The 26,943-nt window shown below is 70.2% G+C and carries 25 protein-coding genes; 21 read left to right on the top strand and 4 right to left on the bottom strand.

All coding sequences use genetic code 11. The annotated features are described in order from the left end of the window. The first annotated feature begins 17 nt into the window (after positions 1-17). Together ACZ59A_RS33740 and ACZ59A_RS33735 are read left to right on the top strand one after the other, a co-directional pair. Positions 18-1,622 (top strand): ABC transporter substrate-binding protein, encoded by a 1,605-nt coding sequence (locus ACZ59A_RS33740; protein ID WP_470966707.1) that lies wholly within the window; start codon positions 18-20, stop codon positions 1,620-1,622. 56 nt (positions 1,623-1,678) lie between these two features. Further along, complete coding sequence (locus tag ACZ59A_RS33735; protein WP_470966705.1) at positions 1,679-3,274, top strand: ABC transporter substrate-binding protein; 1,596 nt, start codon at positions 1,679-1,681, stop codon at positions 3,272-3,274. Between the two features lie 54 nt (positions 3,275-3,328). Here ACZ59A_RS33735 and ACZ59A_RS33730 read toward each other — a convergent pair whose 3' ends face one another. Then, positions 3,329-4,000 carry a response regulator gene (locus ACZ59A_RS33730; protein ID WP_009719179.1) on the bottom strand — a complete coding sequence of 224 codons (672 nt, stop codon included), beginning with the start codon at positions 3,998-4,000 and terminating at the stop codon, positions 3,329-3,331. A 13-nt stretch (positions 4,001-4,013) separates the two neighbouring features. Then, a complete protein-coding gene (locus ACZ59A_RS33725) occupies positions 4,014-4,934 on the bottom strand; it encodes a RecB family exonuclease (RefSeq protein ID WP_470966702.1) in 921 nt (306 codons plus the stop codon). 128 nt (positions 4,935-5,062) lie between these two features. Here ACZ59A_RS33725 and ACZ59A_RS33720 point away from each other — a divergent pair, with 128 nt between their 5' ends. From ACZ59A_RS33720 to ACZ59A_RS33710, 3 genes are all read left to right on the top strand, one after another. After that, entirely contained in the window at positions 5,063-6,307 is a 1,245-nt protein-coding gene (locus ACZ59A_RS33720) for a site-2 protease family protein (RefSeq protein ID WP_470966700.1), read from the top strand. Between the two features lie 73 nt (positions 6,308-6,380). After that, positions 6,381-7,343 carry a tRNA (adenine-N1)-methyltransferase gene (locus tag ACZ59A_RS33715; protein ID WP_470966698.1) on the top strand — a complete coding sequence of 321 codons (963 nt, stop codon included), beginning with the start codon at positions 6,381-6,383 and terminating at the stop codon, positions 7,341-7,343. Between the two features lie 116 nt (positions 7,344-7,459). After that, positions 7,460-8,062, top strand: coding sequence for a hypothetical protein (locus ACZ59A_RS33710; RefSeq protein ID WP_470966696.1), 603 nt, complete (start codon positions 7,460-7,462; stop codon positions 8,060-8,062). 50 nt (positions 8,063-8,112) lie between these two features. Here ACZ59A_RS33710 and ACZ59A_RS33705 read toward each other — a convergent pair whose 3' ends face one another. After that, positions 8,113-8,403: a ferredoxin gene (locus tag ACZ59A_RS33705; protein ID WP_468050543.1), complete on the bottom strand. Its 291-nt coding sequence runs from the start codon at positions 8,401-8,403 to the stop codon at positions 8,113-8,115. Positions 8,404-8,660: 257 nt separating this feature from the next. Between ACZ59A_RS33705 and arc the strand changes: the two genes are divergently transcribed. The 5 genes from arc (at position 8,661) to prcA (ending at position 14,347) form a co-directional block, all read left to right on the top strand. Next, positions 8,661-10,427 (top strand): proteasome ATPase, encoded by a 1,767-nt coding sequence (arc, locus tag ACZ59A_RS33700; RefSeq protein WP_385445313.1) that lies wholly within the window; start codon positions 8,661-8,663, stop codon positions 10,425-10,427. Positions 10,428-10,689: 262 nt separating this feature from the next. Further along, positions 10,690-12,201 (top strand): depupylase/deamidase Dop, encoded by a 1,512-nt coding sequence (dop, locus tag ACZ59A_RS33695; protein WP_468050544.1) that lies wholly within the window; start codon positions 10,690-10,692, stop codon positions 12,199-12,201. 136 nt (positions 12,202-12,337) lie between these two features. Continuing rightward, positions 12,338-12,556 (top strand): ubiquitin-like protein Pup, encoded by a 219-nt coding sequence (locus ACZ59A_RS33690; RefSeq protein WP_123101079.1) that lies wholly within the window; start codon positions 12,338-12,340, stop codon positions 12,554-12,556. A gap of 108 nt (positions 12,557-12,664) precedes the next feature. Next, positions 12,665-13,510 (top strand): proteasome subunit beta, encoded by an 846-nt coding sequence (prcB, locus tag ACZ59A_RS33685; RefSeq protein WP_470966693.1) that lies wholly within the window; start codon positions 12,665-12,667, stop codon positions 13,508-13,510. Between the two features lie 54 nt (positions 13,511-13,564). Next, positions 13,565-14,347, top strand: a complete 783-nt coding sequence (gene prcA, locus ACZ59A_RS33680) for a proteasome subunit alpha (protein ID WP_470966690.1) — start codon at positions 13,565-13,567, stop codon at positions 14,345-14,347. A gap of 45 nt (positions 14,348-14,392) precedes the next feature. Here prcA and ACZ59A_RS33675 read toward each other — a convergent pair whose 3' ends face one another. Continuing rightward, on the bottom strand, positions 14,393-15,445 hold the full coding sequence (locus ACZ59A_RS33675) for a LacI family DNA-binding transcriptional regulator (RefSeq protein WP_470966687.1): 1,053 nt from the start codon (positions 15,443-15,445) through the stop codon (positions 14,393-14,395). A gap of 159 nt (positions 15,446-15,604) precedes the next feature. On the opposite strand from ACZ59A_RS33675, the gene ACZ59A_RS33670 reads away from it, so the two are divergent. The 11 genes from ACZ59A_RS33670 to ACZ59A_RS33620 all read left to right on the top strand — a co-directional run bounded on the left by ACZ59A_RS33670 (position 15,605) and on the right by ACZ59A_RS33620 (position 26,923). Further along, positions 15,605-16,864: an MFS transporter gene (locus ACZ59A_RS33670; RefSeq protein WP_470966685.1), complete on the top strand. Its 1,260-nt coding sequence runs from the start codon at positions 15,605-15,607 to the stop codon at positions 16,862-16,864. 9 nt (positions 16,865-16,873) lie between these two features. Next, positions 16,874-18,235 (top strand): Pup--protein ligase, encoded by a 1,362-nt coding sequence (gene pafA, locus ACZ59A_RS33665; RefSeq protein ID WP_468050550.1) that lies wholly within the window; start codon positions 16,874-16,876, stop codon positions 18,233-18,235. A gap of 126 nt (positions 18,236-18,361) precedes the next feature. After that, complete coding sequence (locus ACZ59A_RS33660; RefSeq protein ID WP_470966682.1) at positions 18,362-19,357, top strand: FKBP-type peptidyl-prolyl cis-trans isomerase; 996 nt, start codon at positions 18,362-18,364, stop codon at positions 19,355-19,357. 39 nt (positions 19,358-19,396) lie between these two features. Further along, positions 19,397-19,771, top strand: coding sequence for an FKBP-type peptidyl-prolyl cis-trans isomerase (locus ACZ59A_RS33655; protein WP_468050552.1), 375 nt, complete (start codon positions 19,397-19,399; stop codon positions 19,769-19,771). A 117-nt stretch (positions 19,772-19,888) separates the two neighbouring features. Next, a complete protein-coding gene (locus tag ACZ59A_RS33650; RefSeq protein WP_470966680.1) occupies positions 19,889-20,866 on the top strand; it encodes a helix-turn-helix transcriptional regulator in 978 nt (325 codons plus the stop codon). A gap of 20 nt (positions 20,867-20,886) precedes the next feature. Further along, a complete protein-coding gene (locus ACZ59A_RS33645; protein WP_470966677.1) occupies positions 20,887-21,846 on the top strand; it encodes a helix-turn-helix transcriptional regulator in 960 nt (319 codons plus the stop codon). A 29-nt stretch (positions 21,847-21,875) separates the two neighbouring features. Next, positions 21,876-22,118 (top strand): hypothetical protein, encoded by a 243-nt coding sequence (locus ACZ59A_RS33640; RefSeq protein WP_039939485.1) that lies wholly within the window; start codon positions 21,876-21,878, stop codon positions 22,116-22,118. 104 nt (positions 22,119-22,222) lie between these two features. Then, the gene (locus tag ACZ59A_RS33635; RefSeq protein WP_470966675.1) at positions 22,223-22,447 is read left to right on the top strand and encodes a hypothetical protein; all 225 of its coding nucleotides are present in this window, start codon (positions 22,223-22,225) and stop codon (positions 22,445-22,447) included. A 223-nt stretch (positions 22,448-22,670) separates the two neighbouring features. Next, positions 22,671-22,961, top strand: a complete 291-nt coding sequence (gene tatA, locus ACZ59A_RS33630; RefSeq protein WP_470966673.1) for a Sec-independent protein translocase subunit TatA — start codon at positions 22,671-22,673, stop codon at positions 22,959-22,961. Between the two features lie 66 nt (positions 22,962-23,027). Beyond that, on the top strand, positions 23,028-23,993 hold the full coding sequence (gene tatC / locus ACZ59A_RS33625; protein ID WP_468050558.1) for a twin-arginine translocase subunit TatC: 966 nt from the start codon (positions 23,028-23,030) through the stop codon (positions 23,991-23,993). 104 nt (positions 23,994-24,097) lie between these two features. Next, a complete protein-coding gene (locus tag ACZ59A_RS33620; RefSeq protein ID WP_470966670.1) occupies positions 24,098-26,923 on the top strand; it encodes a DEAD/DEAH box helicase in 2,826 nt (941 codons plus the stop codon). The last annotated feature ends 20 nt before the right edge of the window (positions 26,924-26,943 follow it).

Here is a 26,943-nt window from a genome sequence, read left to right as displayed (position 1 = left end):
CAGGGAGACTCCCGACAATGAAGCGCAAGTCGCTCGCGCTGCCGGCCGTGGCGGGCCTACTGACGTCAGCGCTCACCGCATGCGGTGGACCCGACGGCTCGGGCGCTGATGACGGCGCCATCGTCCTGGGGAGTACCGACCGGATCGAGGCATCGAAGGTGGCGCCCGCCCCGCTGGACCCCGCCCAGGCCTACGACTTCGCCTCGTGGAGCGTGCTGCACAACAGCTTCCAGACGCTGATGCGGCTGCCCCGCTCGGGAACCGATCCGATACCCGACGCCGCGCAGAAGTGCGGCTTCCAGGACCGGCAGAGCGAGCAGTACCGCTGCACCCTGCGCAGCGGGCTGAAGTTCTCCAACGGCCACGCGCTCACCTCCGAGGACGTCAAGTTCTCGCTCGACCGGATGCTGCGGATCAAGGACCGCAACGGCCCGGTCTCCCTGCTCTCCAACGTGGACACGGTGGAGACCCCGACCTCCCGCGAGGTCGTCATCCATCTCCGCGCGCCCGACGCGACGTTCCCGTCCAAGCTCACCACCCCGGCCGCGGCCATCCTGGACAGCGAGGTCTACCAGGGGAACGCGCTGCGCAAGGGCTTCGACCTCGTCGGTTCCGGCCCGTACCAGGCGAAGACCGAGGTGCGGGGCGACCGGCTGGTGAAGGTGCTCTTCACCCGGAACCCGAACTACCAGGGCGACGTGAAGCCGGACAGCGACAAGGTCGAGCTGCGGTTCTTCGACTCCGCGCCGGCCATGGAGAAGGCGCTGACCAAGGGCGACATCGACGTGGTGCACCGCGGCTTCTCGCCCGGCCAGATCGACGAGCTCAACAAGGGCGAGGTCAAGGGCGTCCGGCTCTTCGAGTCCTCCGGCCAGGGCATCCGCTACCTCGTCTTCGACACCGACGACCCGTCGGTGAAGAGCAAGGCCGTGCGGCAGGCCATCGCCCATCTGGTGGACCGGCAGGCGCTGGTACGTGACGTCTACAAGCGGACCGCCGAGCCCCTGTACTCGCTGATCCCGAACAACGTCAGCTCGCACACCAACTCGTTCTACAACGAGTACGGCGACCCGGACCCCGACGCCGCCCGCGGCGTCCTGCGCGACGCGGGGATCAGCACCCCGGTGAAGCTGACCCTGACGTACACGACCGACCACTACGGTCCGGAGACCGCCCAGGAGTTCAAGGAGCTGCGGAGCCAGCTCAACCGCAGCGGCCTCTTCAAGGTCAAGATCAAGGGCGTCCGCTGGACCGAGTTCCGCCCCAACCTCCCCAAGCGCACCTACGCCGCCTACGGCATGGGGTGGCTGCCGGACTTCCCGGACCCGGACAACTACATCGCGCCCTTCCTGACCAAGGACAACTTCCTCAACTCGCCCTACCGCGACAGCGCCGTGCAGGACCAGCTGATCCCGCGGACCCGGCAGGAGAGCCAGCGCACCCGTGCGGGCGGAGACTTCCAGACCATCCAGAACACCGTCGCCGACGATGTGCCCTATCTGCCGCTGTGGCAGGGGAACACCTATGTGGCGGCCCGAGACAACATCACCGGGGCCGAATACGCATTCGACTCCTCGACCATGCTGCAGCTATGGGAGCTGGGCCGAGGAGCCGGCAGCTGACGCAACGCCAGACGGGGGCCGGATAACAAGACGACGAAACTGTGAGGAAACCACCCGTGAGGAAACGTGACCAGTGGCTGGCAGCTCCGCTTGGTGCGGGACTTGCCGCCGCCCTGCTCACCGGTTGTGGGAGCGAGGACGGGGACGCCGCGGGCAGCGGTGAGCACGTCGTCATGGGCATGTCGGACGAGGTGCTGGCCACCGACCCGGCATCCGGCTACGACCCGGGCTCCTGGCTGTTGTTCAACAACGTGTTCCAGTCGCTGCTGAGCTTCCCCAAGGGCGGCACCACCCCGCAGCCCGAGGCGGCGGAGAAGTGCGGCTTCAAGGACAACTCCAGCCAGGTCTTCACCTGCACGCTGCGGAACGACCTGAAGTTCTCCAACGGGCATCCGCTCACCTCAGAGGACGTCAAGTTCTCGTTCGAGCGCACCATGCGGATCAACGACGAGAACGGCCCGGCCGTGATGCTCTCCAGCATCGGGAACATCAAGACCCCGGACGAGCGGACCGTCGTCTTCAACCTGAAGACCCCGGACGCCACCTTCCCGCAGAAGATCGCCTCCGGCGCCGGGTCCATCGTGGACCACAGCGAATACCCGGCCGACAAGCTGCGCTCCGACAACAAGGCGATCGGCTCCGGCGTCTACAAGCTGGACTCCTTCGGCAAGGAGGAGGCCGACTTCTCGGTCAACGGCGAGTACAAGGGCCCCGCCGAGGCCCAGAACACCGGGATGACCCTCAAGTTCTTCCAGGGCCGCCAGCAGGCGCTGAAGGACGCCGTCCAGAACGGTGACGTGGACCTGGCCTACCGCGGACTGGCCATGAAGGACCTGGCCGACCTCCAGGCCGAGTCCCTCAGCGGCGGCAAGAACCTGAACGTCGTCGAGGGCACCGGCGCCGAGGTCCAGCACCTGGTCTTCAACATGAAGGACCCGGTGGCCGGAAAGCTGGGCGTGCGCAAGGCCATGGCGTACCTCATCGACCGCTCCACCCTGGTCCGGGACGTCTACAAGCGCACCGCCGAGCCGCTGTACTCGGTCGTCCCCGCGGGCATCACCGGCCACAACACGGCCTTCTTCGACAAGTACGGCGACCGGCCGCAGCCCGAGAAGGCCAAGCAGGCGCTGCGCGAGGAGGGCATCACCGACAAGGTCAAGCTCACCTTGTGGGGCACCCCGATCCGCTACGGCCCCGGCACCGTGCCGGGCCTCCAGGAGATCGCCAAGCAGCTCAACGCCAGCGGGCTGTTCGACGTCGACGTGAAGAGCACCGACGTCGCCGCGTACGAGAAGGGCGTGGCCGCGGGCGACTACCCCGTCTACGTCAAGGGCTGGGTGCCCGACTACCCGGACCCGGACAACTTCGTCGCCCCGTTCTTCGGCTCCGGCAACGTCCTGGCCAACCACTACACCTCGGCGCAGCTCACCGGGCAGCTCATACCGGCCACCGCGGGCCAGCCCAGCCGCTCGGCCACGGTCGGCGACTTCCAGAAGATCCAGAACCTGGTCGCCGACGAGGTGCCGATGCTCCCGCTGTGGCAGGGCAAGCAGTACGCGGTGGCCCAGGACTCCATCTCCGGGCTGCAGTGGACCCTGGACGCCTCGACGGTCTTCCGCTTCTGGGAGATCAAGAAGTCGCCCACCGACTGACGCCCGTCCCGCTCCGGCGCGCGCCTTCCGGCCACTGCGCGCCGGAGCGGACCCCTACTGCGCGCCGGGGCGGACCAGCCCGCTCTCGTACGCGTAGACCGCGGCCTGCACCCGGTCCCGCAGTCCCAGCTTGGTCAGCACATGGCCCACATGCGTCTTGACCGTCGTCTCGCTGACGAACAGATCCGCGGCGATCTCCGCGTTCGACAGCCCGCGGGCCACCAGTTTGAGCACCTCGACCTCGCGCTCGGTGAGCGTGTGCAGGGTGTCCGGAACCGGTTCCTCGCCCGACGGCAGATGCCCGGCGTACTTGTCGAGCAGGCGGCGCGTGATGCTCGGCGCCAGCATCGCCTCGCCCGCCGCCACCACCCGGATGGCCTGCACCAGCTCGGTGGCCGGGGCGTCCTTCAGCAGAAAGCCGCTGGCCCCGGCGCGCAGCGCCTCCACCACGTACTCGTCGAGGTCGAAGGTGGTCAGCACCAGCACCTTGGCCGGGCCGTCCCGCCCGGGGCCGGTGATCTGCCGGGTCGCCTCCACCCCGTCCATCCGCGGCATCCGGATGTCCATCAGCACCACGTCGGGCTGGAGCGCCCGCACCTGGTCGAGAGCCTGCAGGCCGTCCCCGGCCTCGCCGACGACCGCCAGATCCTGCTCCGCCTCCAGGATCATCCGGAAGCCGGTGCGCAGCAGCGGTTGATCATCGACCAGTAGGACGCGGATCGCCACGGGATCTCCTTCGCTAGACCGCGTCCATTCTGCCGGAGCCGCCGTCCTGCGGCCGAACAGGGGACTGTGCCGGGATCACGGGCAGCGGATACGGCGGGGGAGTGCCACCGAATTCCGGACAGTGCGCCTGGTGGTCGCACCAGCCGCACAGCTTGGTCCGGCGCGGCAGGAAGTCCCCCGTCTCCGTCGCCAGCCGGATCGCCTCCCACAGGGCCAGCACCTTGCGCTCCACCCCGAGCAGATCCCGCTCCTGCGGGTCGTACGTCAGCACATCGCCGCTGCCCAGATAGACCAGCTGCAGCCGGCGCGGCACCGTGCCGCGCAGCCGCCACAGCACCAGGGCGTAGAACTTCATCTGGAACAGCGCTTCCCCCGCGTACTGCGGCCCGGGCGCCTTCCCCGTCTTGTAGTCGACGATCCGCACATCCCCGGTCGGCGCGATGTCCACCCGGTCGATGATCCCGCGCAGCGTCAGCCCCGACTCCAGCGCGGTCTCCACGAACAGCTCCCGCTCGGCGGGCTCCAGCCGGGTCGGGTCCTCCAGCGAGAACCACCCCTCGACCAGCTTCTCGGCGCTCATCAGCCACTCGGCCAGCCGCTCCGGGGACTCCGCGCCGTCCTCCTCCCGGAACAGCTCCGCCAGCTCCGGCTTGGCCTCCAGCAGCCGCTCCCACTCGCCCGGCACCATCGCCCGGGCACGCGGCGCGGTGCGCTCGGCGGCGGGCGCGTCGAACAGACGCTCCAGCACCGAGTGCACCACCGTGCCCCGGGTCGCGGCGGCGCTCGGCTTCTCCGGCAGTTTGTCGATCACCCGGAAGCGGTACAGCAACGGGCATCGCATGAAGTCGGCCGCACGAGACGGCGAGAGCGACGCGGCGCGGCCGGACTGCGGTGCCCCGTCCGGCTGTTCGGGCTGCCCTGAGGTGATTCCCATGGCGAAGACCCTACGACCCGCCACCGACAACCGGACGCATACCATCGACGTCCGAGCCCCTCGCACTGCATGATCGTGGGGACCGTATCAAAACAGGGTGCGACGGACGCATCCGACGAGGGGACACCGTGGACAACAGCGGGCAGCGGCAGTCCGGCGACGGGGGAGCGGACCGCACGACCGAGCCCGAGGCGGACAAGCCGCGCCGCCCACGCGAGGTGGGCGGCGGCATTCTGATGGGGCGCCCCTTCGGCGTGCCCGTCTACGTCTCGCCCAGCTGGTTCCTCGTGGCCGCCCTCATCACCTGGGTCTTCGGCGGCCAGCTGGAGCGGGTGCTGCCGGAGCTGGGCGCCGTCCGCTACCTGGTGTCGCTCTTCTTCGCGGTCGCCTTCTACGCCTCCGTCCTGGTGCACGAGCTGGCACACACCGTGGCCGCCCTGCGCTTCAAGCTGCCCGTGCGCCGGATCCAGCTGCAGTTCTTCGGCGGCGTCTCGGAGATCGAGAAGGAGTCCGAGACCCCCGGCCGGGAATTCGTCCTCGCCTTCGTCGGCCCGCTGCTCTCGCTGATCCTCTCCGGGGTCTTCTACGTCGGGATGCTCTTCGTGGACCCCGACTCGGTGCCCGGGGTGCTGCTCGCCGGGCTGATGATCTCCAACCTCATCGTGGCCATCTTCAACCTGCTGCCCGGCCTTCCGCTGGACGGCGGGCGGATGCTGCGGGCCGTCGTCTGGAAGATCAGCGGCAAGCCCATGGCGGGCACCGTCGCCGCCGCCTGGACCGGCCGGGCGCTCGCCGTCGCCGTCCTGGTGGGGCTGCCGCTGCTCACCCAGGCGGGCGGCCTCGGCGGGGAGCCCAAGGACTTCGGCAGCGTCGACTCGCTCACCGACGCGCTGCTCGCCGCCATACTGGCCGCGATCATCTGGACCGGCGCGGGCAACAGCCTGCGCATGGCCCGGCTGCGGGAGCGCCTGCCGGACCTGCGCGCCCGCAACCTCACCCGGCGCGCCGTGCCCGTCTCCTCCGACACCCCGCTGTCCGAGGCGCTGCGGCGGGCCAACGAGGCGGGGGCGCGCGCCCTGGTCGTGGTGGACGGCCACGGCGCCCCGACCGCCGTGGTGCGGGAGGCGGCGATCGTCGGGGTCCCGGAGCACCGGCGCCCCTGGGTCGCGGTCAGCGGCCTCGCCCAGGACCTCAAGGACGGCATGCGGGTCTCCGCCGAGCTGACCGGCGAGGAGCTGCTGGACACCCTGCGCGCCACCCCCGCGACCGAGTACCTGGTGGTGGAGGAGACAGGCGAGATCTACGGCGTCCTCTCCACGGCGGACGTCGAGCGCGCCTTCGTCAACGCCATGGCGCGCACCCCCACCGGCTGATCCGAGGGGTCCCGGGAGCCCCCGCCGAGGCCCGCCGTCCCGGGCGGGCTCCCGCTGCCGGTAGGCTGTTCACATGTCCGAACCGACCGGTGCCGCCCGCCGTCGCGGGCCCTTCCAGGTCGGGGACCAGGTCCAGCTCACCGATCCCAAGGGTCGCCACTACACGTTCACGCTCGAAGCCGGGAAGAATTTCCATACCCATAAGGGTTCCTTCCCCCATGACGAGCTGATCGGCGTCCCCGAGGGAACCGTCGTGCGCACCACGGGAAACGTCGCGTACCTCGCGCTGCGTCCCCTGCTCCCCGACTATGTCCTGTCCATGCCACGCGGTGCCGCCGTGGTCTACCCCAAGGACGCGGGGCAGATCCTGGCGATGGCCGATATCTTCCCCGGCGCACGCGTCGTCGAGGCGGGCGTCGGCTCCGGCTCGCTCTCCACCTTCCTGCTGCGGGCCATCGGCGACCAGGGCATGCTGCACTCCTACGAGCGCCGGGCCGACTTCGCCGAGATCGCCTCCCAGAACGTCGAGCGCTACTTCGGCTCCCCGCACCCCGCCTGGCGGCTGACCGTCGGCGACCTCCAGGACAACCTGTCCGACACCGACGTCGACCGCGTCATCCTGGACATGCTCGCCCCCTGGGAGTGCCTGGAGGCGGTGTCCAAGGCGCTCGTGCCCGGCGGCATCCTGTGCGCCTACGTCGCCACCACCACCCAGCTGGCCCGCACCGTGGAGTCCATCCGCGAGTTCGGCACCTTCAACGAGCCGTCGGCCTGGGAGACCATGGTCCGCACCTGGCACGTCGAGGGTCTGGCGGTGCGCCCCGATCACCGGATGATCGGCCACACCGGCTTCCTGCTCACCGCCCGCCGCCTCGCGGACGGCGTGGAGCCGCCGCTGCGCCGCCGCCGGCCCGCCAAGGGCGCGTACGGCGACGACTACCCGGGCTACGGCAGCGGGAAGGGCACGGGCGCCACCGGAGCCCAGGAGGGCAAGGGCGCGTCCGGCGGGCAGGACTCCGCCGCCGACCGCGGCTGACGGCCCCGATACGCCAACGACTCGGCGCGGCCACCGATTTCCCCCGTGCGGGGCGGTGGCCGCGCCGGTGTGAGATGTGGCACGATGCGGAGCACCCCCTCCGCCGCAGCCATCTCATGGAGTCGTCCCGCGTGCAGTCTCTGGGCCCGGATCTCGCACACACCCGTCCCCGTCCGGTGCACTGGATCGCGACCGCGGCCGCCGTGGCCGCCGTCGTCGCCGGGGCGTCGGCCTTCCAGCCCTCCGACGCGAAGGCCACTCCCGCCCCCACCACCCTCTCCGCGCACCGCGGCGGCGCTCTGCCGGTTCTGCGGGCCCCTGATCCGCGCGCCGCGCACTACCCGATGGACTGCGGCCGGGCCGCCCCCGGCGTAGTGGACCGGGCCTCGGCGGACCTGGACGGGGACGGGCGGCCGGAAACCGTCGCCGTGGTGCGCTGCGAGACCGCGGCCGGTAATCCGCCCAGCGGCGTCTACGTGCTCGCGCAGCCGAAGCGCGCGGGTGCGGCCCCCCGGATCGTGGCGACCTTCGTCGATCCGAAGGAGGGGATGAGTGTCCAGGATTTCACCGTGCGCGGAACGAAGGTTTCGGCCACTTTGCTGGGCTACTCGTCCCTGAAGGTCCCGCGGTGCTGTCCGGATCTGCAGCGCAAGGTCAACTGGCAGTGGCAGGACGGAGAGTTCGTCCTGAAGGCACTGCCGGTGCCGGGGAGTGTCTGACCGGTCACGCAGCGCTGCACCCGGCGCCCGGCCCCGCGGGCCCGCGGACGCTACTCGGCGTCCGGCCCGTACACCTCGACCCGGTCCGCCGCGCGCCGCACATGGATGCAGTCGCCCGGGCACTCCTTGGCGGAGTCCACGACCTCGGTGAGCAGCGGCAGCGGCACCTTGGTGGTCGCGCCCTTGTCCTGCAGAAGCTCGTCGTCGGCGCTCTTGACGTAGGCTAGACCGTCGATGTCGAGTTCGAAGACCTCGGGCGCGTACTGGGCACAGATCCCATCACCCGTGCACAGGTCCTGGTCAATCCAGACTTCAAGATCGCCGAGCTCCTCGTTCTGCACGGTGCGTCGCCTGCCGTTCCCTCGATACGCGATTCAACATTGACTAAATATCGCCAGCCCTGGCGGGTGTTGACCGGGTCGACGATACAACCGCTCGCTTTCCGATGTTGTTGGGTGGGTATTCACCTGGCGTGAGGGAGTGCGCAAGGGTGAAGATCGGACACACGCCGACCGGGTTTGTGATCTAGGGGTTTCAACCCGCACCGGCCCAGGTAGGGTCAGGAAGCGTCCAGCTCCCCTTGGAGGAGGTGAGGACCGTGGCAGCCCACGACGACGACATCAACCGCGGCATCCGGCCGGGGCGGGGGTCTGATGACCCCGCCGGTCAGGTTGCCTATCTCGAGCAGGAAATCGCCGTCCTGCGCCGCAAGCTCGCCGACTCTCCGCGTCACACGAGGATTCTCGAAGAGCGGATCGTCGAGCTGCAGACCAATCTGGCGGGAGTCTCCGCACAGAACGAGCGGCTCGCGAACACCCTCCGTGAGGCCCGCGACCAGATCGTGGCCCTCAAGGAGGAGGTCGACCGGCTCGCACAGCCGCCGGCCGGTTTCGGTGCCTTTCTGCAGGCGAACGAGGACGGCACAGCTGACATCTTCACCGGGGGCCGTAAACTCCGCGTGAATGTGAGCCCAAGCGTCGAGCTCGACGACCTCCAAAAGGGCCAGGAGGTCATGCTCAACGAGGCGCTCAATGTGGTCGAGGCCATGGAGTTCGAGCGCGCCGGGGACATCGTCACACTCAAGGAGGTCCTTGAGGACGGTGAGCGGGCCCTGGTGATCGGGCACACCGACGAGGAGCGCGTGGTGCGGCTCGCCGAGCCGCTGCTGGAAACCACCATCCGTCCCGGTGACGCCCTGCTGCTGGAGCCCCGGTCCGGCTACGTCTACGAGGTCGTGCCGAAGAGCGAGGTCGAGGAACTCGTCCTCGAAGAGGTTCCGGACATCGACTACACCAAGATCGGCGGCCTGGGAAACCAGATCGAGCTGATCCGGGACGCGGTCGAGCTTCCGTACCTCTACCCCGATCTGTTCAAGGAGCACGAACTGCGGCCGCCCAAGGGCGTGCTGCTGTACGGCCCGCCCGGCTGCGGCAAGACGCTGATCGCGAAGGCCGTCGCCAACTCCCTTGCCAAGAAGGTCGCCGAGGTCACCGGCAAGCCCGCGGGGAAGAGCTTCTTCCTCAACATCAAGGGCCCCGAGCTGCTCAACAAGTACGTCGGTGAGACGGAGCGGCACATCCGGCTGGTCTTCCAGCGGGCCCGGGAGAAGGCCAGCGAGGGCACGCCGGTCATCGTCTTCTTCGACGAGATGGACTCCCTGTTCCGCACCCGTGGCTCCGGCGTCAGCTCGGACGTGGAGAACACCATCGTTCCGCAGCTGCTCTCGGAGATCGACGGTGTCGAGGGCCTGGAGAACGTCATCGTCATCGGCGCCTCGAACCGCGAGGACATGATCGACCCGGCCATTCTGCGCCCCGGCCGCCTCGACGTGAAGATCAAGATCGAGCGTCCGGACGCGGAGGCCGCCAAGGACATCTTCTCGAAGTACCTGACCGCCACCCTGCCGGTCCACACGGACGACCTCGCCGAGCACAGCGGCTCCGCGAAGGCGGCCGTCGCCGGCATGATCCAGTCGGTCGTCGAGCAGATGTACGCGGAATCCGAGGAGAACCGCTTCCTGGAGGTCACCTACGCCAATGGTGACAAGGAAGTCCTCTACTTCAAGGACTTCAACTCCGGCGCCATGATCCAGAACATTGTGGACCGGGCGAAGAAGATGGCCATCAAGGCATTCCTCGACCACAACCAGAAGGGCCTTCGGGTCTCCCATCTGCTCGCCGCATGCGTGGACGAGTTCAAGGAGAACGAGGACCTGCCCAACACCACCAACCCGGACGACTGGGCCCGCATCTCCGGTAAGAAGGGCGAGCGGATCGTCTTCATCCGCACCCTTGTCACCGGAAAGCAGGGCGCGGACACGGGACGCTCCATCGACACGGTGGCCAACACCGGTCAGTACCTGTAACACCGCTGTCCGGCTGCGGATGTCCTGGACGGGGCATCCGCAGCCGGATGCGCTTTTCGGACGGCATTCATCGTATGAGTCCTACGAGCCCCACCGGAGCAATGACTGTCATGATCTCCGCAGCACCGCACAGCCGTATCCGGCTCATCGGTACCGCCGCGGTTCCGCGGCGCGGCGGCTCGGGGGCCACATGCGGACCGGAAGCGCAGCGGTACTTGAGCGCCGGCCCCGTCCCGGGGTCGCGCCGGGCAAGGAGGGCCGCATGACCGTACGGCGCGTAATGGGAATCGAGACGGAGTACGGGATCTCCGTCCCGGGGCACCCGAACGCCAATGCCATGCTCACCTCATCCCAGGTCGTCAACGCCTACGCGGCGGCGATGCACCGGGCGCGCCGCGCCCGCTGGGACTTCGAGGAGGAGAACCCCCTGCGGGACGCCCGTGGCTTCGACCTCGCGCGGGAGTCCGCGGACTCCAGCCAGCTCACGGACGAGGACATCGGCCTGGCCAATGTCATCCTCACCAACGGGGCACGGCTCTACGTCGACCATGCGCACCCGGAGTACTCCGCCCCCGAGGTCACCAACCCGCGGGACGCGGTGCTCTGGGACAAGGCGGGCGAGCGCATCATGGCCGAGGCCGCGATGCGCGCCGCCGAGCTGCCCGGCGCCCAGCCGATCCACCTCTACAAGAACAACACCGACAACAAGGGCGCGTCCTACGGCACGCACGAGAACTACCTGATGAAGCGGGAGACCCCGTTCTCGGACATCGTGCGCCATCTGACGCCCTTCTTCGTCTCCCGCCAGGTCGTCACGGGTGCCGGGCGCGTCGGCATCGGCCAGGACGGGCACGAGCACGGCTTCCAGATCAGTCAGCGGGCCGACTACTTCGAGGTCGAGGTGGGGCTGGAGACCACCCTCAAGCGGCCCATCATCAACACCCGCGACGAGCCGCACGCCGACGCCGAGAAGTACCGCCGGCTGCACGTGATCATCGGCGACGCCAACCTCTCCGAGCTGTCGACGTACCTCAAGCTCGGCACCACCTCGCTGGTGCTGTCGATGATCGAGGACGGCTTCATCGCCGTGGACCTGGCCGTCGACCAGCCGGTCCGCACGCTGCACCAGGTCTCGCACGACCCGACGCTCCAGCGCCTGATCACGCTGCGCAGCGGCCGCACGCTCACCGCCGTACAGCTTCAGATGGAGTACTTCGAGCTGGCCCGCAAGTACGTCGAGGACCGCTTCGGCGCGGACGCCGACGAGCAGACCCGGGACGTGCTGACCCGCTGGGAGGACGTGCTCAACCGGCTGGAGCGCGATCCGATGTCCCTGTCCGGCGAGCTGGACTGGGTGGCCAAGCGGGAGCTGCTGGAGGGCTACCGCAGGCGCGACGGCCTGGAGTGGGACGCCGCCCGGCTCCATCTGGTGGACCTGCAGTACGCCGACGTACGCCCCGAGAAGGGCCTCTACAACCGGCTGGCCGCCCGCGGCAAGATGAAGCGGCTGCTGGACGACTCCGACGTGGCACGGGCCCAGAACAAGCCCCCGGAGGACACCCGCGCCTACTTCCGCGGCCGCTGCCTGGAGCAGTACGCGGACGACGTGGCCGCGGCCTCCTGGGACTCGGTGATCTTCGACCTCCCGGGCCGTGACTCTCTGCAACGGGTTCCCACGCTGGAGCCCCTCCGGGGCACCCGCAACCACGTCAAGGAGCTGCTGGACCGCTGCCGCACGGCCGAGGACCTGGTCCGGGTGCTGTCCGGAGGCTGAAATGGGCTCCGACCGGGAATCATGGTGATGGTCTCCGCGCTTTGTACCGAGTGGGAGGCCGATGTCGGACCCTGCTTGTAGGGTCTGATCTTGAGACCGATCGAATCTAGCGGGCGAACCGAGCGGGGTGAGGGACATGGCGACCAAGGACACCGGCGGCGGTCAGCAGAAGGCGTCGCGCCAGACCGAGGAGGTCGAGGAGCAGGCGCAGGACGCGCAGGCCGCGGAGGATCTCAAGGAGCGGCAGGAGAAGCTCTCCGACGACGTCGACTCCGTGCTGGACGAGATCGACGACGTCCTCGAGGAGAACGCCGAGGACTTCGTGCGGTCCTTCGTGCAAAAGGGCGGAGAGTAAAGCGCATCCCCTCCGTCCTGCGCCCCATCGAGGGGGCGCAGGACGGATGACTTCCATGGCCAGGGGTAAGGTCCGAGCAGTATTTCAAGATCTGGTGGAAGGAATCGTGTGGAAGCCAACACTCGAAGCACAGGGCGTCTGCCGGCTGCCTTCCTGACGCCCGGCTCCTCGTCGTTCATGGACTTTCTCGGCACGCATCAGCCCGAGCTGCTTCCGGGGAGCCGCCCGCTTCCCCCGGTGCAGGGCGCCATCGAGGCACCGCATGGCACGACGATCGTGGCGGCGACGTTCGCCGGCGGGGTGGCACTCGCCGGTGACCGCCGCGCGACCATGGGGAACATCATCGCGCAGCGCGACATCGAGAAGGTCTTCCCGGCGGATGAGTACTCGGCCGTCGGCATCGCGGGCACGGCCGGTCTCGCCGTGGAGATGGTCAAGCTCTTCCAGCTGGAGCTGGAGCACTTCGAGAAGGTCGAGGGCACCGTCCTCTCGCTGGAGGGCAAGGCCAACCGGCTGTCGACCATGATCCGCGGCAATCTCGGCATGGCGATGCAGGGGCTCGCTGTCGTCCCGCTCTTCGCGGGCTATGACGTCGACCGCGAGAAGGGCCGCATCTTCTCCTACGACGTGACCGGCGGGCGTTCGGAGGAGCGCGGCTTCGCGGCCACCGGCTCCGGCTCGACGTTCGCACGCGGTGCGCTCAAGAAGCTCTACCGCGAGGACCTGACGGAGGAGCAGGCCGCCACCGCCGTCATCCAGGCGCTGTACGACGCCGCGGATGACGACTCGGCGACCGGCGGCCCCGACCTGGCCCGGCGCATTTATCCCATCGTCACGGTCATCACCGAGGACGGTTTCAAGAAGTTCACCGAGGCAGAGGTGGCCGACATCGTCCGCGCCGTCCACGAGCGGCGGCTCGAAGAGCCGGACGGCCCGCGCGCCGCCCTGCTCTGAGGGGACGGTCGACCCGGAATGCATTCGCCAATGACAGAAAAGGACGGGTAGCCGGTGACGACGCCGTTCTATGTATCGCCCCAGCAGGCCATGGCCGACCGCGCGGAATACGCCCGCAAGGGCATCGCGCGCGGCCGCAGCGTGGTAGTGCTGCAGTATTCCGACGGCATCCTCTTCGTCGCCGAGAATCCGTCCCGCGCCCTGCACAAGGTCAGCGAGATCTACGACCGGATCGCCTTCGCGGCGGTCGGCAAGTACAACGAATTCGAGAATCTGCGCATCGGCGGCGTCCGCTACGCCGATCTGCGCGGCTATACCTATGACCGCGACGATGTCACGGCCCGGGGGCTCGCGAACGTCTACGCGCAGACACTGGGCACCATCTTCTCCAGCGCCGCCGAGAAGCCGTACGAGGTCGAGCTGATCGTCGCCGAGACCGGGGACGGCCCCGCCGACGACCAGATCTACCGGCTGCCGCACGACGGCTCCATCGTGGACGAGCACGGCTCGGTCGCCGTCGGTGGCAACGCCGACCAGATCAGCACCTACCTCGACCAGCGCCACCGGGACGGCATGACGCTGGCCGAAGCCCTCAAGCTGGCCGTCGACTCGCTGTCCCGGGACAACAACGGCGGCGAGCGCAGCCTCACCGCCGAGCAGCTGGAGGTCGCGGTCCTGGACCGCAAGCGGCCTCAGGCCCGGAAGTTCAAGCGCGTCCTGGGCGGGCAGCTGGCCCGTCTCCTGGAGGGTTCCGGGGCCGCGGCGGAGGCCGACGCGGAGTCGGGCGAAGCCACGGAGTCCGACGAGTCCGGGGAGTCCTCGGACAGCGAGGAGTAGGCACCGTCGCATCGCGGTGAGCCCCGGCCGGTCACCGGCCGGGGCTCAGGCGTCGGCGCCCGGTCCGGCCGCCGGGGGCAGGGCGCTGGAGTCCCGTACGACCAGCTCCACGGGCAGGGTCGGGTCCCCGGCCGGTTCCCCGCCCAGGACCGCCATCAGCGCCCGCATCCCCTCCGCCCCGACCGCCTGCGCGGGCAGCCGCACGGTGGTCAGCTCCGGCTCGACCGCCGTGGCCAGCGCCAGGTCGTCGACGCCGGTGACCGACACGTCCTCCGGCACCCGCAGCCCCAGCCGCCGGGCGGCCTTGCACGCGCCCGCGGCGAGGATGTCGTCGTCGCACATCAGCGCCGTGGGCCGGGGCCCCGGGCCGCCGAGCGCCCGCAGCGCCGCCCGCCGTCCCTCCTCGACGCTCAGCGCCGCGTGCTCGGTGTGCAGCACGGTGCCGGGCACCGCGCGCACCGCCGCGGCCAGGGCCCGGGCGCGTACCCGGAACGTCCAGGAGTCCACCGCCGCCGCCACATGGACGATCCGGCGGTGCCCCAGGCCCAGCAGATGCGCCGCCGCCTGCCGCATGCCGTCGCCGATGTCCAGGTTGACCGTGGCGGCGGCGGCCGGGTCGTCGGGGTCGCTGTCGAGCATCACCAGTGGCAGCCCGCCCCCGCGCACCGCGTCCAGCGCCTCGGCGGCCATCGAGGAGGCGATCACGCCGTCCAGCGAGGCCCGCGCCGAGTCGAAGGGGTCCCGGGCCGGGCCGACGCCCTCGGGGGAGGGGTAGAGCACCACCCCGAAGCCGTGGTCGGCGGCGACCCGGGCGGCGCCGGTGTAGACGTGCGCGAAGAACTCGTTGGTCAGGGCCGGGACGACGAGCAGCACGGTCCGGGTGCGGCCCAGCCGCAGGCTGCGCGCCGCCAGGTTCGGCCGGTAGCCCAGCTCGCGCGCCGCGGCCCGTACGGCGTCCGCCGTGCGCTCCGACACCCGTCCGCGCCACTTGTCGCCGAGCACGAGGGAGACGGTCGCCTGGGACACCCCGGCGCGCCGCGCCACGTCCCGGCTGGTGACCCGCGCCGCGGCCGCGGACGGTCCGGTCCGGTGTGCCACATCGCCTCCGCTTCGTGCGTTCCCTGTATCCGCCCGCCGCGGGTGGACCCGGGGCAGGCCGCCATGGTACGTATAACGACGCGTCGTTATACGTAAAACTCGCTCCATCGCCCACGATCCGTCGCCCCCCGAGGGCATGACCCACGAGGAGGGCCGGCCATGGCGGCTGGTTACGGGGAACTGCTGCGCACCCGCTACGCGGCACGGCTGCTCACCGGCACGCTGATCGGCCGGCTCCCGAACGCCACCGCCGCGCTCGCCGTGGTGCTCTTCGCCCGCGCCGAGGGCGGAAGCTACGCGCTCGCCGGGGCGCTCTCGGCCGTCTACGGGGTGGCCACCGCCGTCGGGCAGCCGCTGCTGGGCCGGGCGGTGGACCACTGGGGCCAGCCGCGGGTGATGCTCCCGGCGGCCGTGGTGTCCGCGCTCGGGATGGCGCTGTTCGCCGTCGTGGGCCTCGACCCGCTGCCGGTGGCGTACGCCGCGATGCTTGTCGCGGGCCTGTTCACGCCCCCGCTGGAGGGCGGGCTGCGGGCCCTGTGGCCGGACGTCCTGCGCCGCTCCGACCAGGTGCACGTGGCGTACGCGCTGGACGCCGTGGCCCAGGAGGTGATGTTCGCGGTCGGCCCGCTGCTGGTCACCCTGCTGGTCGCCGGATGGTCCGAGGCGGCCGCGCTGCTGGTCATCAACGCGGTGGGGGTCCTGGGCGCGCTGTCCGTCGTGGTGTCCCCGCCGTCCCGGCGGTGGCGCTCGGCGCCGCGCGAGGCGCACTGGCTGGGCGCGCTGCGCTCGTCCGGGATGCTGGTGCTGATCGGCTCGTTCTTCTTCGTCGGCACCGCGCTCGGCGCCATCGCCGTGGCCGCCGTCGCGTACGCCGACGAGCACGGCGGCGGCCTGGTCTCCAGCTATCTGCTCTCCGCGCTCGGCGCGGGCGCGCTGGTCGGCGGCGTGGTCTACGGCGCCCGCCCGTGGGCCGGTCCGCCCGAGCAGCGGCTGCGGCTGCTGGTGGCCGCCCTGGCGCTCGGCTATGTGCCGCTCGTCCTGGTGCCGGGCGTCCCCGCGATGACGGTCCTGGCGGGCGTGGCGGGGGTGTTCCTGGCCCCGGCGCTCGCGTGCGCCTTCGTCGTCATCGACCGGCACGCCCCGGCCGGTACGGTCACCGAGGCGTTCTCGTGGCTCGTGACCACCTTCGGCGTGGGCAGCTCGGTCGGCGCGGCCGCCGCCGGCCCCGCCGTGGAGCTGGGCGGTGTGGCCCTGGGATTCGCCGTCCCGGGGGCCGCCGGAGCGGCCGCGCTGGCCGTCCTGCTGGCCGCCGGGAGGCACCTGAAGGAGGCGCCGCGGCGAACGCCGGATGACCCCCGTCCGGAAAATGATCGCAGCCATGCCGCCGAACCCGGTTTCAGAGCAGGCCATCAGGCGTAATGTTCAGGCATGGACCGCCGCATTTTCGGGCTGGAGAACGAGTACGGCGTCACGTGCACATTCAGGGGACAACGCCGGTTGTCTCCTGACGAAGTGGCGCGGTACCTCTTCCGCCGTGTCGTCTCGTGGGGCCGTAGCAGCAATGTGTTCCTGCGCAACGGCGCCCGCCTCTATCTCGACGTGGGTTCGCACCCGGAATACGCCACACCCGAGTGCGACAACGTGACCGAGCTGGTCACCCACGACAAGTCCGGCGAGCGTATTCTCGAAGGTCTGCTCGTCGACGCCGAGCGCCGCCTGCACGAGGAGGGAATCGCGGGCGACGTCTATCTCTTCAAGAACAACACGGACTCGGCGGGCAACTCCTACGGCTGCCACGAGAACTATCTGGTGGCCCGGCACGGGGAGTTCTCCCGGCTCGCCGACATTCTCATCCCGTTCCTGGTGACGCGGCAGCTGCTGTGCGGGGCGGGCAAGGTGCTGCAGACCCCGCGTGGCGCGGTCTACTGCGTCAGCCAGCGCGCCGAGCACATCTGGGAGGGTGTCAGCTCGGCGACGACCCGCTCCCGGCCGATCATCAACACCCGCGACGAGCCGCACGCCGATGCCGAGCGCTACCGGCGGCTGCACGTCATCGTGGGCGACTCCAACATGTCCGAGACCACGATGCTGCTCAAGGTCGGCGCCACCGACCTGGTGCTCCGCATGATCGAGGCGGGCACCGTGATGCGCGACCTGACCCTGGAGAACCCGATCCGGGCGATCCGCGAGGTCAGCCACGACATCACCGGGCAGCGCAAGGTGCGGCTCGCCAGCGGGCGCGAGGCGTCCGCCCTGGAGGTGCAGCAGGAGTACTACGAGAAGGCCGTCGACTTCTGCGAGCGCCGGGGCATCCGCACCGGCACCGTCGAGCGGGTGCTGGAGCTGTGGGGCCGCACCCTGGACGCGATCCGCACCGAGGAGCTGGACCGGATCGGCACCGAGATCGACTGGGTGATGAAGTACCGGCTCATCGAGCGGTACCGCGCGAAGAACAACATCACCATGTCCCATCCGCGGATCGCCCAGATGGACCTCGCCTACCACGACATCCACCGCCGCCGGGGCCTGTACTACCTGCTGGAGAAGCGCGGTCAGGCCGCCCGGGTGTGCAACGACCTGAAGATTTTCGAGGGCAAGTCGGTGCCCCCGCAGACCACCCGCGCCCGCCTGCGCGGTGACTTCATCCGCCGCGCCCAGGAGCAGCGCCGCGACTTCACCGTGGACTGGGTGCACCTCAAGCTCAATGACCAGGCACAGCGCACCGTGCTGTGCAAGGACCCGTTCCGTTCGGTCGATGACCGGGTGGAGAAACTCATCGCCGGTATGTAGGCGGCCGCCTGAGTCGGCGTACGGCTTATGTATGACGCGGGCCCCGTGCGTTTCTCGGACGGGGCCCGCGTCACGCCGTAAAGTGGCGCGCATTGGCCATCGCAAGATCTACCTAACGAGGACTCCGTGCGCCGACGCTCCGTACTCCTTGCCGTGCCCGCGGGCCTGCTCACGCTCGCGGGCTGCGGTGACGACAAGTCAGGATCCGACAAGGCCAAGCCCTCCCAGGAGCCGACCGGGCAGACGCCCGCACCGGCCCCCAGCGGGAAGATCGTGAGCGGCCCGGTCCCGGACATCACCGGAGGCAAGGAGTTCGGCGACAAGCCGAAGGTCGCCAAGGGCAGCGGAAAGCCGTCCTCTGACCTCGCGGTGAAGACGGTGATCAAGGGGGACGGGCCGAAGACGGCCAAGGGCGACTATGTCCAGGTGAACTACCTCGCCCAGATCTGGAACACCGGCAAGGTCGTGGACAACACCTACGACAAGAAGCAGACGGCCGCCTTCCCGATCGGCAAGGGCCAGGTGCTCCCGGGCTGGGACCAGGGGCTGGTGGGCCGCAACGTCGGCAGCCGGCTGGAGCTGGCCGTCCCCCCGGCGTACGCGTACGGCAAGCAGGGGCAGCCGCAGGCGGGCATCAAGGGCACGGACACCCTGGTCTTCGTCATCGACATCGAGGGCGCCTTCAACGCCAAGAGCTCGGCCAAGGGCAAGAAGGTGGCGCAGAGCAACATCGACATGCCCAAGGTGTCCGACAACACCGACGGCAAGGCGCCCAGCATCACCATCCCCAAGAAGGACGCGCCGAAGAAGCTCGTCTCCGAGTACGTCATCGAGGGCGACGGCCCCGAGGTCTCGGCGAAGGACGCCCTGCTGGTGCAGTACAAGGGCGTGCTGTGGGACGGCGGCAAGGAATTCGACTCCACCTACAAGCGCGGTCAGCTGGCCCAGTTCTCCCTGCAGCAGGTCGTCAAGGGCTGGTCGCAGGGGCTCACGGGCAAGAAGGCGGGCAGCCGGGTGCTGATCGTCGTACCCCCGGACCTGGGCTACGGGAAGAAGGCCCAGAAGGGCATCCCGGCCAACTCCACCCTGGTCTTCACCGTGGACATCCTGGCCGTTCTGTAGGGTGTGCGGGTTGCCCACAACGTAACGAGGAGCAATTTCGTGAGCACCGACAAGCCCGAGGTCGACTTCCCGGGCGGCGAGCCGCCGGCGGACCTGGATATCAAGGACATCTGGGAGGGCGACGGGCCTGCCGCCAAGGCCGGCGACAACATCGCCGTCCACTACGTGGGCGTGGCCTTCTCCACCGGTGAGGAGTTCGACGCGAGCTACAACCGCGGCACCCCGCTGCGCATTCAGCTCGGTGTCGGACAGGTCATCTCCGGCTGGGACCAGGGTCTGCAGGGCATGAAGGTCGGCGGTCGCCGCCAGCTGATCATCCCGCCGCACCTGGCCTACGGCGACCGTGGCGCCGGCGGCGGCCGGATCAAGCCGGGCGAGTCGCTGATCTTCGTGTGTGACCTGGTCTCCGTCTGAGACACCCGCACGCGTGCATGCCGAGGGTCCCCGCCGGTGGGCGGGGGCCCTCGGCTTTTGCGGTGCGTGCCAGGAGCGGTACGGTCACGGTCGTAAGGTCAAATAGAAAGGGCGTCGATGGCGATTGCCAAGGCCGAGCGGCTGATGAATCTGGCGCTGTGCCTGCTGGGAACCCGGCGTCCGCTGACCAAACGGGAGTTGCGGGGCTCCATAGAGGCATACCTGGAGGGGGCGAGCGGGTCCACCGCCGCGGGTGACGAGGCGTTCAACCGTATGTTCGAGCGCGACAAGGACGATCTGCGCGAACTCGGCCTGGTCATCGAGACGGTGGAGGGCCTCGACGGCGAAGTCGGCTACCTCGCCCGCCGGGACAGCAACCGCCTCCCCCCGATCACCCTGGACGCCGAGGAGGCCGCCGCCCTCGGGCTGGCCGCCAAGGTCTGGCAGCAGGCCCGGCTCGCGGGCGCCGCGAGCGGCGCGCTGCAGAAGCTGCGCGCCGCCGGGATGCCGGTCGCCGAGGACCCGTACGACACCCAGCCGCAGAGCGCGCTGCAGCCGCACATCCCGGTCCACGAGGCCGCCTTCGAGCCGCTGATGCTCGCCTGCCGCGACCGCCGCCCGGTCGTCTTCGACTACCGCAAGTCCAACGCCGCCCGCCCCGAGCAGCGCCAGGTCGAGCCCTGGACGCTGGAGTGCTGGCGCGGCCACTGGTACCTCGCCGGGTGGGACCGCGGGCGGTCCGCCGGGCGCGTCTTCCGGCTCTCCCGGATCACCGGCCGGGTGCGGCTGCGCTCCGGCGCGTACACCGCCGAGGTGCCCGATCACTCCACCGTGCGGGAGACCGTGGAGAGCTGGGCGGGGGAGACCGCCACCAGCACCGCCCGGATCAGGGTGCGGGCCGGGCACGGCTATCCGCTGCGGGCGAAGGCGCTCACCACCCGCAACGGGGACGACGGCTGGGACGAGCTGGAGATCCCGTACGGGCACGGACTGGATGCCTGGCTCGTGGAATTCGGCCCGGAGGTGGTCGTGCTGGCGCCCGACGAGCTGCGGGCCGACGTCGTGGAACGGCTGCGCGCCGTGGCCAAGGGCTGAGGGGACGGAACGACTTCATCATGGCCGGAAACGCCATTGACCAGACCCGCCGGATGCTGTCCCTGGTGACGTATCTGCGGGAGCGCCCCGGGGCCCGCGTCGCCGAGGTCGCCCGCGCCTTCGGCATCAGTGAGGACGAGCTGATCGCCGACCTCGACGTGCTGCCGCTGTGCGGCACCAGCTTCCGCGGCGGCGACCTGCTGGACATCGACACCGACGGCGAGCGCATCTGGTGGCACAACCCCGACGACGTCGCCGAGCCGCTGCGGCTGGCCGCCGACGAGGCCACCGCGCTGCTCGTCGCCGCGCGCGCCGTCGCCACCCTGCCCGGGCTGCGCGAGAGCGACCGGGAGGCGCTGCTGCGGGCCACCGCCAAGCTGGAGGCCGCGGCGGGCGAGGTGGCGGGCGCCAGCTCCCGGCTCTCGGTCACCTTCGAGTCCGAGGGCGGCGTCTTCGCCGACGTCGACCGGGCCATCTCCGAGCGGCGCAGGCTGTGGCTGCGCTACTACTCGCCCGCGCGTGACGAGGTCACCGAGCGCGAGGTCGACCCGATCCGGCTGTTCGCCGTCGGCCACACCTATATGGAGGCGTGGTGCCGCCTGTCGGAGGCCCGCCGCACCTTCCGGCTCGACCGGGTGGTGGAGATCAAGCTGCTGGACGAGGCGTCCGACCCGCCCCCCATCGAGCTGCGCGACCTCTCCGACCCGTCCACCGGGCTGGTGCAGACCGGCGCCGAGGACCCCGAGGTGGTCGTCGAGACCGGCCCGGGCGGGCGCTGGGTCGCCGAGTACTACCCGCACGACAGTGCGGAGGAGCTGCCCGACGGCGGCCTCAGGATCACGCTGCGCGCCCCCGACCCCGGCAGCTTGCGCCGACTGGCACTGCGGCTCGGCAGGGACGGCCGGATCGTCGCGCCGCAGGGGCTCGCGGACAGCGCGCGGGACGCGGCGGGGCAAGCGCTTGCGGCCTACGGCGAGTGAGGGTCGCGGTGAATGAAGGGACGCACACAGTGACCGCTGGGGGGAATCCCACCTCGGTGATCTTCAAGGCGGCCTGCCCGGAGTGCCGGGGCCGGTTCGAGCTGGCCGCCGGTGCGCTGCGGCTGGCGATCGGGGCCAGTGACCGCACCACCTTCTACTCCTTCACCTGTCCCGACTGCGGCAGCGCGGTGCGCAAGCCCGCGGGGGAGCGGATCGTGGAGCTGCTCACCGGCGGCGGGGTGCGCACCCTGCGGCTGCACTCCACGGTCTGAACCTCACGGTCCGACCGCGCTCCACTGTCCGACGGTGCTCGGGCCGACGGTGCTCGGGTCGAGGGTGCTCGGGGCCGCCGCGGCGGCCCCGATAGGCTCGCCCCATGCTCTGGCCGATGCTCGCCCTCGCCCTCGCCTTCTGTGGAATCGCCGTCCTCGCCGTGCTCTCCGTACGGGTCTACGCGGAGGTGCGCAGACTGGCCCGGCAGGTGTCGGACAGCTCCGAGCGGATCACCCGGGCCGCGGAGGACCTGGAGCGGGCCACGGAACCGCTGAGTGCGCAGGTGGGAGCGGTGCACCGGGACGAGAACGCCACCCGCGGCCACTGAGCGGCGGCTGATCGACGGTGCCCTGCTGTAACACAGGGAAGCGGGGTACGCTGGCTGGTCGTGGCCCTGGAATCGAGGCGGAGGGCCGCAACCAGGCGTCTGCATGGGGATTGCCCTGCATTTACCCCTGCGCGCTACGATCGCTGACAGCACGGCTGCCGGACTCCTGTCCGAACGGTCGGCAGCCCCACCCCCAGCCGCCTCGGTGAGAAGGTAGACGAATATGTTCGGAAGGCTCGGCGCTACCGAGATCATCCTCATCCTGATCGTCGTTCTGCTGCTGTTCGGTGCGAAGAAGCTCCCCGACATGGCGCGCTCGCTGGGTAAGTCGGCCCGCATCCTCAAGAGCGAGGCCAAGGCGATGAAGTCCGAGGGCAAGCAGGACCAGGACGCCCCGGCCGACCCGCCGCAGCCCGGCCAGGACCAGGGCGCGCACCGCACCATCCAGGCCGCTCCGGGCGATGTCTCCAGCTCCCGCCCGGTGGCCGAACCGAGCGACACCACCAAGCGCTGACCCAGGGCCACTTGGAGGCGGGCGCCGACGGCGGCCGCCGTCCGACGCACGAGATGAGGACGTGGGTTGCTCAAGTCTGCCCGCAACAAGCAGGAGAAGGACCCTGAGGGGCGGATGCCCCTCGCGGACCATTTGCGCGAGCTGCGCAACCGGTTGGTGCGATCGGTCCTGGCGATCTGCGTGATCACGATCGTCGCGATGTTCTTCTACAAGGACATCGTCGACTTCCTGATGAAGCCGGTCCTGGATTCCGTCGGCTGCCCGAACGGGGCGCGGCTGTCCCAGCTGGCCAACAACGACGCCAAGAAGCAGTGCGCGTACTTCACCGTGAACGGTCTGCTGTCGCCGTTCACGATCATGCTGAAGGTCTCCTTCACGACCGGCCTGGTTCTCGCCACCCCGGTCTGGCTGTACCAGCTGTGGGCGTTCCTCGCGCCCGGTCTGCACCGCAACGAGAAGAAGTACGGGCTCTTCTTCGTCGGCCTGGGAGTGCCGCTGTTCGTCGGCGGTGCCTTCTTCGCCTACAAGATCCTTCCGACCAGCGCCAAGGTCCTGCTCGACTTCACCCCCGGCGGGGCCAACAACCTGCTCCCGCTGGACGACTTCCTCGATCTGCTCGCCCGCATGATCGTCGTCTTCGGGCTGGCGTTCGAGCTGCCGCTGCTGCTGATCCTGCTGAACTTCACCGGCATCCTCAGCGGCCGCCGGATGCTCGGCTGGTGGCGGGCCATGATCATGGGCATCACGGTCTTCGGCGCGGTGGCCACCCCCAGCACCGACCCGATCGGCATGTTCGCCCTGGCCGGACCGGTCACCGTGCTCTACTTCGGCGCCGTCGCCGTCGCCCTCCTCAACGACCGCCGCAAGGAGCGCAGCCGGGCCGCCGACCCCGACTTCGGCCTGAGCGACGACGAGGCGTCGAGCCTGGATCTGACGCCGGAGGCCATCGAGGGGACCGAGCGCGTCGGCGCGGGCGAGCTGCCCGCCGGTGACGACCCCGTGCGGCGCAACGGATACGACGACGTCACGTAGGCGGGCCGCCGACGGATGACCGGGGCCCGCCGGGGCCCCGGATCCCCATCCCGCCGTAAAGATCGCGTGCGTTGTCGGAGGTGGCCGGTAGGCTCGTACATACGATGACCGACGAGCTATCTCCTGCCGAGCGCTATGCGGCCGCCCGTACCCGGGCCGCTGAGCAGGCCACCGCGCTGGCCCCCTTCCGCGAGATGTACGCCTTCGCGCTGGACCCGTTCCAGATCGAGGCGTGTCAGGCCCTCGAGGCCGGGAAGGGCGTGCTGGTCGCCGCCCCCACCGGCTCGGGAAAGACCATCGTGGGCGAGTTCGCCGTCCACCTGGCGCTCACCCAGGGCCGCAAGTGCTTCTACACCACGCCCATCAAGGCGCTGTCGAACCAGAAGTACGCCGACCTCGTCAAGCGCTACGGCGCCGACAAGGTGGGCCTGCTCACCGGGGACAACAGCGTCAATTCCGAGGCCCCGGTGGTCGTCATGACCACCGAGGTGCTGCGCAACATGCTCTACGCGGGCTCGCAGTCGCTGCTCGGCCTCGGCTATGTGGTGATGGACGAGGTGCACTACCTCTCCGACCGCTTCCGCGGCGCCGTCTGGGAAGAGGTCATCATCCACCTCCCCGAGTCGGTGACGCTCGTATCACTGTCCGCGACGGTCTCCAACGCCGAGGAGTTCGGCGACTGGCTGGACACCGTGCGCGGCGACACCGAGGTGATCGTCTCCGAGCACCGCCCGGTGCCGCTGTGGCAGCACGTGCTCGCCGGGCGCCGGATGTACGACCTCTTCGAGGAGAAGACCGGCCGGGACGGTGACCAGTCCGGCCGCCGGGAGGTCAATCCCGACCTCGTCCGGCTGGCCCGGATGGAGAACAGCCGCCCCGCCTTCGGCCGCGACAAGCGCCGGGGGCGGAACAACATGCGGGAGGCCGACCGGGAGCGCGAGCGCCGCCAGCGCAGCCGGATCTGGACCCCGGGCAGAGCCGAGGTCATCGACCGGCTCGACAACGAGGGCCTGTTGCCCGCCATCACCTTCATCTTCAGCCGGGCGGGCTGCGAATCGGCCGTCCAGCAGTGCCTGTACGCGGGGCTGCGGCTCAACGACGACGCGGCGCGCGCCCAGGTGCGGGCGACAGTCGAGGAGCGCACCGCGGGCATCCCCGACGAAGACCTGCATGTGCTGGGGTATTTCGAGTGGCTGGAAGGGCTGGAGCGGGGCATCGCGGCCCACCACGCCGGAATGCTGCCCACCTTCAAGGAGGTCGTCGAGGAGCTGTTCGTCCGCGGCCTGGTCAAGGCGGTCTTCGCCACCGAGACCCTGGCGCTGGGCATCAACATGCCCGCCCGCTCGGTGGTGTTGGAGAAGCTCGTCAAGTGGAACGGGGAGCAGCACGCCGACATCACCCCCGGCGAGTACACCCAGTTGACCGGGCGGGCCGGGCGGCGCGGCATCGACGTCGAGGGCCATGCGGTCGTGCTGTGGCAGCGCGCCATGGACCCGGCCGCCCTCGCGGGCCTGGCCGGCACGCGCACGTATCCGCTGCGCTCGTCCTTCAAGCCCTCGTACAACATGGCGGTCAACCTGGTCTCCCAGTTCGGGCGGCACCGCTCGCGGGAGCTGCTGGAGACCTCGTTCGCCCAGTTCCAGGCGGACAAGGCGGTCGTCGGGATCTCCCGTCAGGTGCAGCGCAACGAGGAGGGGCTGGAGGGGTACCGCGCCTCCATGGACTGCCACCTCGGCGACTTCGACGAGTACGCGCGGCTGCGCCGCGAGCTGAAGGACCGCGAGACCGAGCTGGCCCGGCAGGGCGCCGCGCAGCGCCGCGCGGCCGCCGCGGTGGCGCTGGAGAAGCTCCGCCCGGGCGATGTCATCCATGTGCCCACCGGCAAGTTCGCCGGGCTGGCCCTGGTGCTGGACCCCGGGCTGGCCGCCGGGCGGGCAGACCGCCACCGCGGCTTCGAGCACCACGACGGGCCGCGCCCGCTGGTGCTCACCGCCGAGCGCCAGGTCAAGCGGCTGGCCTCGATCGACTTCCCGGTGCCGGTCGAGCCGCTGGACCGGATGCGGATCCCCAAGTCGTTCAACCCGCGCAGCCCGCAGTCCCGCCGGGACCTGGCCTCCGCGCTGCGCACCAAGGCCGGGCACCACGATGGGCGGCGGCACCGCAAGGAGCGCTCGCGCGCGGCCGACGACGCCGAGATCGCCCGGCTGCGCACCGCCATCCGCGCCCACCCCTGCCATGGCTGCTCCGACCGCGAGGACCACGCCCGCTGGGGCGAGCGCTACCACCGCCTGCTGCGCGACACCCGCCAGCTGGAGCGGCGCATCGAGGGGCGTACGAACACCATCGCCCGCACCTTCGACCGGATCTGCGCCCTGCTCACCGAGCTGGAGTACCTGCGCGGCGACGAGGTCACGGACGTCGGCAAGCGGCTGGCCCGCCTCTACGGCGAGCTGGACCTGCTGGCCAGCGAATGCCTCCGGGAAGGCGTGTGGGAGGGGCTGAAGCCCGCCGAGCTGGCGGCGTGCGCCTCGGCGCTGGTGTACGAGTCCCGGTCGGCGGACGACGCGCTGCCGCCCAAGCTCCCCACCGGTCCCGCCAAGGAAGCGCTGGGCGAGATGGTCCGCATCTGGGGCCGGCTGGACGCCCTGGAGGAGGAGCACAGGATCAACCAGGCCGAGGGGGTCGGCCAGCGCGAACCGGACCTGGGCTTCGCCTGGGCCGCCTACCGCTGGGCGTCCGGCCACGGGCTGGACGAGGTGCTGCGGGAAGTGGACATGCCCGCCGGTGACTTCGTGCGCTGGTGCAAGCAGCTGATCGACGTGCTGGGCCAGATCGGGGCCGCCGCCCCGGACGGCGCGGTGGCGCGCAACGCCCGCCGGGCGGTCGACGGGCTGCTGCGCGGGGTCGTGGCGTACTCCTCGGTCGGCTGAGGCAGGCCCTGGGCCTGAGA

It is taken from the genome of Streptomyces sp. NPDC040405 (genome assembly GCF_055595765.1).
The sequence above is the reverse complement of the archived record's forward strand: the minus strand, read 5'-3'. Positions and strand labels throughout refer to the sequence as shown.

Coding starts and splice junctions, on each gene's coding strand:
- ACZ59A_RS33740 (WP_470966707.1), top strand. CDS start 18: ATGAAGCGCAAGTCGCTCGCGCTGCCGGCCGTGGCGGGCCTACTGACG.
- ACZ59A_RS33710 (WP_470966696.1), top strand. CDS start 7,460: ATGGAGTCGTCCCGCGTGCAGTCTCTGGGCCCGGATCTCGCACACACC.
- dop (WP_468050544.1), top strand. CDS start 10,690: ATGACCGTACGGCGCGTAATGGGAATCGAGACGGAGTACGGGATCTCC.
- ACZ59A_RS33725 (WP_470966702.1), bottom strand. CDS start 4,934: ATGGGAATCACCTCAGGGCAGCCCGAACAGCCGGACGGGGCACCGCAG.
- tatA (WP_470966673.1), top strand. CDS start 22,671: ATGTTCGGAAGGCTCGGCGCTACCGAGATCATCCTCATCCTGATCGTC.
- ACZ59A_RS33715 (WP_470966698.1), top strand. CDS start 6,381: ATGTCCGAACCGACCGGTGCCGCCCGCCGTCGCGGGCCCTTCCAGGTC.
- ACZ59A_RS33635 (WP_470966675.1), top strand. CDS start 22,223: ATGCTCTGGCCGATGCTCGCCCTCGCCCTCGCCTTCTGTGGAATCGCC.
- ACZ59A_RS33670 (WP_470966685.1), top strand. CDS start 15,605: ATGGCGGCTGGTTACGGGGAACTGCTGCGCACCCGCTACGCGGCACGG.
- ACZ59A_RS33650 (WP_470966680.1), top strand. CDS start 19,889: ATGGCGATTGCCAAGGCCGAGCGGCTGATGAATCTGGCGCTGTGCCTG.
- ACZ59A_RS33645 (WP_470966677.1), top strand. CDS start 20,887: ATGGCCGGAAACGCCATTGACCAGACCCGCCGGATGCTGTCCCTGGTG.
- ACZ59A_RS33620 (WP_470966670.1), top strand. CDS start 24,098: ATGACCGACGAGCTATCTCCTGCCGAGCGCTATGCGGCCGCCCGTACC.
- pafA (WP_468050550.1), top strand. CDS start 16,874: ATGGACCGCCGCATTTTCGGGCTGGAGAACGAGTACGGCGTCACGTGC.
- ACZ59A_RS33690 (WP_123101079.1), top strand. CDS start 12,338: ATGGCGACCAAGGACACCGGCGGCGGTCAGCAGAAGGCGTCGCGCCAG.